The sequence below is a fragment of the Methylobacterium sp. WL64 genome, from assembly GCF_008039945.1.
Taxonomy (GTDB): domain Bacteria; phylum Pseudomonadota; class Alphaproteobacteria; order Rhizobiales; family Beijerinckiaceae; genus Methylobacterium.
On record NZ_VRVA01000077.1, the window covers coordinates 21,331 to 27,330 of the forward strand.

Genomic DNA, 6,000 nt, shown 5'->3' on the forward strand with positions numbered 1-6,000 from the left:
CACCATCCCGGATGGCCTCGACGATGCCGAATCACGCGGTGCTCGAGGGCGGTGCGGTCGAGACCGGACCGGGTCCGGCGGTTCGTCTCGACCTGATGGCCCCCCGGCGCGGTGCTGGGAGCAGGCTGCCGCGAGCCGCGCCCGTTCACGGCGCGATCTGGCTCGATTCGAGGCTCTCCAGGAGCGTCGCGATGCCGAAAACCTGGAAGGCCAGGAAGGTCTCTGTCTCCACCTCCCGGGACGCATAGGACAGCTCGGCGAGGCCGATGGTCATGGTCAGCGACGTGTCCTTGATGGTGTTAAGATATTGGCCGACCACCGGCAGCCAGGCGAAGCGCAGGGCCTGCGGCAACGCGATCTGGCGGAAGACTTGGAGACCGGTCAGGTCGAGGGCAAAAGCGGCCTCCCGCTGGGCAGGCCGTACGCCGTCGAGGCCAGCCCGGCATTCCTCGGCGATGTCTGCGGCGGCGTAGAGCGTCAGCCCGAGGAAGCTGGCCAGGGTCTCGTAGGCCGGCCAGTGCAGGGTGGCCGGCCCCAGGGCCAGGCCGTGTGGGCTATTCAGTCAGGCGGTGAGCCAGGACGGCATCAGCGCGACGGCGCCGAAGTACCAGAAGAGCAGCTGCACCAGCAGCGGCGTGTTCCGGATGAGGTTGATAAAGGCGGTACTCCGCGCCTTCACGAACCGGCCCCCCGCCTCCTTCAGGCAGCAGAAGGCAAGGCCGGGTGCCGTTCCGGCCACGCACACCGACGCAGACAGGACCAGGGTGACCCCGAAACCCTGCAGCAGCCAGACCAGGTAGCGCAGCGCGAGCAGATCGCCGAAGGGACTCACCGCCGTCGGCTAGCTGTGGTCGCCGATCCGGAACAGGCACGGCAGCGGCTACGTCGTGTTCGGGCCGAACCAGCGGTCGTAGAGCGCCGCAGCCTTCGCGCTGGCCTCCAGCTCCCGGAGCGTCTCGTCCACCACCGCGCGGAGGCGGGTCTCACCCTTCGGGATGCCGGCGCCGATGTAGTCGTTGGAAATCGAGAAGGCCGGAACCTCGTGATTCTCTTTGTCGGGAGCCGTGGCCAGCAGATTGACGAGCTTCGATCCGTCCTGCGTGTTCGCCTGAACGTTGCCGTTGCGCAGGGCCGCGAAGGCGAAGGGCGTATCGTCGAACGCCACCACGGTCGCGTTCGAAAAGTCCCGGCGCAGGACGGTCTCGTTGGTTGTGCCCTTATCGGCTGTAGGAGTGCGCTCTGCCGACCTTGCTTAAGCACTAACTGTGAAATGGAGGATTCTCTCGCCAAAATATGAATTCAATCATATTAATATTAAAAGTAAAACTCTATTAGTATGACCGAGACCGTTCTAATGAATGAGATGAGTTTATGGGCGTTAAAAGATATCAATCGATGAGATAACAGAAGGGCGAGCCAGATAATGTAACGTATCACCTTAGTAATATGATATCGATTAATATGGTATTGAAATTCAATATATACATTTGTGATCACCAAAAATCGACATCTTCTCTCGCGTTGACTGAACGGTTTCCCAGGCACATTGTCGTGATCTCTGCATCCCAATGATAACGGGAGCAAAAACGAGAGGTTTGACGAATGCGCGGATATATTCTGGCAGTACCCGAAGCAAATGCGCCGGGCGCAATCTCGGGCGATGTCGGTCAGCGCTATCGTTTCTCAAGTGCAGATCTGAACAGTAATGGCACACGGGCTGGCCATGCGGTGGACTTCATAGTTGTCGATGGTGAGGCACGCGAAATATACCCTGTCCCCGGTCAAGCCCCGGTTTTCTCACCGGCCTTCAGTAAAGCTGTTCGCCAGCGAGATTGGGTTGCTTTCTATTTTAATCCGAATGGCCGCATCGGACGTCGTGACTATTGGACCTTTGGATTTTTAGTGCTGATGATTGTAAACATTGTTCTTGGCCTTATTCCAGGCGTGAACATAATCGTTTTTTTTGTTACGGCATGGTGCGGCCTCGCTCTCGGCATCAAGCGCTGCCATGATGTCAATCGATCCGGTTGGCTGAACGCCGTACCTTACGTCCTCACTCCGCTGTCCTTCCTCTGTGCATCGATCGGCTTTCTCTCATCTTACAGCCGCCATGCGATCGGGGTTCCTGCCTTGTTCAGCACTCTCGCCTTGCTGACTGGCGTTGCCACCTTCGGATTTTGGATCTGGTTCATCGTACAGGTGCTGGCAAAAGCCGGCGATGCGGAGCCGAACCGGTTCGGCCTTCCACCCATCGCACCGAGCGCATAGGATGCGGGAGCACATGCGTTTGTCGGCCGGGCTGATCACTCGATCGGCGCGGTGCCCAGAATATCGCGATCGACGCATTGACCTGCGGGTTAACCGAGGCTAAAAGCGCGCCACTTCGGACGGCCATTGGCTGCCGACGGCCCTAGGGTTTGACCCTTGGGCGCCGCGATCGCCTCGAGCGATCCGAAGGCTCAAATCGCCTGACGCTCTAAGTCAGATCCGTAGGTACGAGCGCGTTCGTTATGAGCGTGCTCCTCTGCCCACACCGCGCCGAGGGTCTGTGACAGGACCTCCGGCGCATATTCGTTTTGCGGACTGCCCTAGGCGGTCCGGCCAAGGTGACCGAGGAAGAGGGCACAGGATGCCGACGATCAACCAGCTGATCGCCCAGCCGCGGAAGATCCAGCGGAGCCGCAACAAGGTTCCGGCGCTTGACGCTTGCCCGCAGAAGCGCGGCGTCTGCACCCGGGTCTACACGACGACCCCGAAGAAGCCGAACTCGGCCCTTCGTAAGGTCGCCAAGGTCCGTTTGACCAACGGCTTCGAGGTGATTGGTTATATTCCTGGCGAGGGCCACAACCTCCAGGAGCACTCGGTCGTCATGATCCGCGGCGGCCGCGTGAAGGATCTTCCGGGTGTGCGCTACCACATCCTGCGCGGCGTGCTCGACACGCAGGGCGTGAAGAACCGGAAGCAGCGCCGTTCCAAGTACGGCGCCAAGCGTCCGAAGTAAGACCGGCGACCGGAGTTTATCCGGTCGCAGAGATGCGTTTCCACGGCCTCGTAAGGATGTCGCCGGCTTCATCAAGAAAGCCCAGGCGGCCTGCGCGAGGTGCTTAAGTCAGACTCGTTTGAGAGTTTAAGAGATGTCCCGTCGTCACTCTGCCGAGAAGCGTGAGATCATCCCGGACCCGAAGTACGGGGATGTGGTGCTGACGAAGTTCATGAACTCGATCATGTACGAGGGCAAGAAGTCGACCGCCGAGCGGATCGTCTACGGTGCCTTCGACATCGTCGAGAACCGCGCCCGCGCCAACCCGATCGAGGTGTTCCGCGCTGCGCTCGACAATGTCGCCCCGATGATCGAAGTGCGCTCCCGGCGCGTCGGCGGCGCGACCTACCAGGTCCCCGTCGAGGTCCGGACCGAGCGCCGCCAGGCCCTCGCCATCCGTTGGCTGATCCAGGCCGCCCGGTCGCGCAACGACCGCACCATGATCGAGCGGCTCTCCGCCGAGCTGCTCGACGCCGCGAACAACCGCGGCAACGCCGTCAAGAAGCGGGAAGATACGCACCGGATGGCTGAAGCCAACCGCGCCTTCTCGCACTACCGCTGGTAAGCGGTTCCGCCGTCTCTCAGGAGCAATCCAATGCCCCGCACGCACGCGATCGAGGACTACCGCAACTTCGGCATCATGGCCCACATTGATGCCGGGAAGACCACGACCACGGAGCGGATCCTCTACTACACCGGAAAGTCGCATAAGATCGGCGAAGTCCATGACGGCGCCGCCACCATGGACTGGATGGAGCAGGAGCAGGAGCGCGGCATCACGATCACGTCCGCCGCGACGACGTGCTTCTGGCGCGAGAAGCGCCTGAACATCATCGACACCCCTGGGCACGTCGACTTCACCATCGAGGTCGAGCGTTCCTTGCGCGTGCTCGACGGCGCCGTCTGCGTGCTCGACGGCAACCAGGGCGTGGAGCCCCAGACCGAGACCGTCTGGCGCCAGGCCGACAAGTACGACGTCCCGCGTGTCGTGTTCGTCAACAAGATGGACAAGATCGGCGCCGACTTCTTCAAGTGCGTCGCCGACATCATCGACCGCGTCGCCGGCAAGCCGGTCTGCCTGCAGCTGCCGATCGGCGCCGAGTCCAGCTTCAAGGGCGTCATCGACCTGATCAAGATGAAGGCGATCGTCTGGTCCGGTGAGACCCTGGGCGCCGACTTCTCCGAGGTCGAGATCCCCGAGGAGCTCAAGGACCAGGCCGTCGAGTACCGCAGCAAGCTGGTCGAAGCCTGCGTCGAACTCGATGACGAAGCCATGGTGGCTTATCTCGACGGTACCGAGCCGGATGCCGCGACGATGCACAAGCTCGTGCGTCGCGCCGTGCAGCTGCGCGCCTTCCATCCGGTCCTGTGCGGCTCGGCCTTCAAGAACAAGGGCGTGCAGCCCCTGCTCGACGCCGTGGTGGATTACCTCCCCTCCCCGGCCGATCGTGGCGACGTCGACGGCCTCGACTTCAAGACCGAGGAGCCGGTCGTCCGTCACCCGACGGATGCCGATCCCTTCTCCATGCTCGCCTTCAAGATCATGGACGATCCCCACGTCGGCACCATCACGTTCTGCCGCGTGTACTCGGGCAAGATCGAGTCGGGCGCCAACGTCATCAACTCGACGCGCGACAAGAAGGAGCGCGTCGGCCGCATGCTCCTGATGCACGCCAATAACCGTGAGGACGTCAAGGAAGCCTTCGCGGGCGATATCGTCGCCCTCGCCGGTCTCAAGGACACCCGCACCGGTGACACCCTGTGCGATCCGCAGAAGGCCGTGATCCTGGAGCGCATGGAGTTCCCGGAGCCGGTGATCGAGATCGCCGTCGAGCCCAAGTCGAAGGCCGATCAGGAGAAGCTCGGCATCGCGCTCGCCAAGCTCGCCGCCGAGGATCCGTCCTTCCGGGTCTCGACGGACCAGGAATCCGGCCAGACCATCCTCAAGGGGATGGGCGAGCTTCACCTGGACATCAAGGTCGATATCCTGCGCCGGACCTACAAGGTCGACGCGAATATCGGCCAGCCGCAGGTGGCCTACCGCGAGAAGCTGACCCGACGTCAGGAGATCGACTACACCCACAAGAAGCAGACCGGCGGTACGGGCCAGTTCGCCCGCGTCAAGTTCGTCGTGGAGCCGAACGAGCCGGGTGCTGGCTTCCAGTTCGAGTCGAAGATCGTCGGCGGCGCGGTGCCCAAGGAGTACATCCCGGGCGTAGAGAAGGGCCTCAACTCGGTCCTGGGCGCCGGCGTGCTGGCGGGCTTCCCGGTGGTCGACGTCAAGGTCGAGCTGATCGACGGTGCCTACCACGACGTCGATTCGTCGGCGTTGGCCTTCGAGATCGCGTCCCGGGCCGCACTGCGCGAGGCGCTTCAGAAGGGCGGCTCGGTCCTGCTCGAGCCGGTGATGAAGGTCGAGGTCGTCTCGCCGGAAGAGTATACCGGCTCGGTCATCGGCGACCTGAACTCCCGCCGCGGCCAGATCCAGGGCCAGGACATGCGCGGCAACGCCAACGTCATCAACGCGATGGTGCCGCTGGCCAACATGTTCGGTTACGTGAACAACCTGCGCTCCATGTCGCAGGGCCGGGCGAACTTCACCATGCAGTTCGACCACTACGAAGAGGTGCCGCGCGGCGAGGCCGACAAGGTCATCGCCAAGTACGCCTGAGGCTACGCCGGTACCACCTCTTCATCCGCAACACGATTTCGAATCTAGGAGGCTCTGATGGGCAAGGAAAAGTTCGCTCGCACCAAGCCGCACTGCAACATTGGCACGATCGGTCACGTCGATCACGGCAAGACGTCGCTGACGGCGGCGATCACGAAGGTGCTGGCTGAGACGGGCGGTGCGACGTTCACGGCCTACGACCAGATCGACAAGGCGCCGGAGGAGAAGGCGCGCGGGATCACGATCTCGACCGCGCACGTGGAGTACGAGACGGCCAACCGTCACTACG

General features: G+C 62.3%; 7 protein-coding genes and 1 pseudogene. 5 read left to right on the forward strand and 3 right to left on the reverse strand.

The genetic code is table 11. The features are described from left to right. Positions 1-145 precede the first annotated feature (145 nt). From FV242_RS35700 to FV242_RS23740, 3 genes and pseudogenes are all read right to left on the reverse strand, one after another. A complete protein-coding gene (locus tag FV242_RS35700; protein ID WP_306440316.1) occupies positions 146-562 on the reverse strand; it encodes an ABC transporter permease subunit in 417 nt (138 codons plus the stop codon). Then, the gene (locus tag FV242_RS35705) at positions 563-832 is read right to left on the reverse strand and encodes an ABC transporter permease subunit (RefSeq protein ID WP_246692842.1); all 270 of its coding nucleotides are present in this window, start codon (positions 830-832) and stop codon (positions 563-565) included. It lies immediately after the preceding gene. Positions 833-880: 48 nt separating this feature from the next. Next, positions 881-1,213: pseudogene (locus FV242_RS23740) on the reverse strand (transporter substrate-binding domain-containing protein); the annotation flags it as partial. Positions 1,214-1,602: 389 nt separating this feature from the next. Between FV242_RS23740 and FV242_RS23745 the strand changes: the two are divergent. The 5 genes from FV242_RS23745 to FV242_RS23765 all read left to right on the forward strand — a co-directional run. Then, complete coding sequence (locus FV242_RS23745; RefSeq protein ID WP_147940635.1) at positions 1,603-2,268, forward strand: DUF805 domain-containing protein; 666 nt, start codon at positions 1,603-1,605, stop codon at positions 2,266-2,268. A gap of 361 nt (positions 2,269-2,629) precedes the next feature. Continuing rightward, positions 2,630-3,001, forward strand: coding sequence for a 30S ribosomal protein S12 (gene rpsL, locus FV242_RS23750; protein ID WP_007557568.1), 372 nt, complete (start codon positions 2,630-2,632; stop codon positions 2,999-3,001). Positions 3,002-3,134: 133 nt separating this feature from the next. Then, positions 3,135-3,605 (forward strand): 30S ribosomal protein S7, encoded by a 471-nt coding sequence (rpsG, locus tag FV242_RS23755; protein ID WP_007557567.1) that lies wholly within the window; start codon positions 3,135-3,137, stop codon positions 3,603-3,605. 30 nt (positions 3,606-3,635) lie between these two features. Next, positions 3,636-5,711, forward strand: a complete 2,076-nt coding sequence (gene fusA / locus FV242_RS23760) for an elongation factor G (protein WP_147909525.1) — start codon at positions 3,636-3,638, stop codon at positions 5,709-5,711. A gap of 57 nt (positions 5,712-5,768) precedes the next feature. Next, positions 5,769-6,000 (forward strand): GTP-binding protein (locus FV242_RS23765; protein ID WP_246692844.1); only part of this gene is annotated, 232 nt, incomplete at its 3' end.

Excerpts from the sequence above, each read along its gene's own strand:
- rpsL (WP_007557568.1), top strand. The coding sequence starts at position 2,630 with ATGCCGACGATCAACCAGCTGATCGCCCAGCCGCGGAAGATCCAGCGG.
- fusA (WP_147909525.1), top strand. The coding sequence starts at position 3,636 with ATGCCCCGCACGCACGCGATCGAGGACTACCGCAACTTCGGCATCATG.
- FV242_RS23745 (WP_147940635.1), top strand. The coding sequence starts at position 1,603 with ATGCGCGGATATATTCTGGCAGTACCCGAAGCAAATGCGCCGGGCGCA.
- rpsG (WP_007557567.1), top strand. The coding sequence starts at position 3,135 with ATGTCCCGTCGTCACTCTGCCGAGAAGCGTGAGATCATCCCGGACCCG.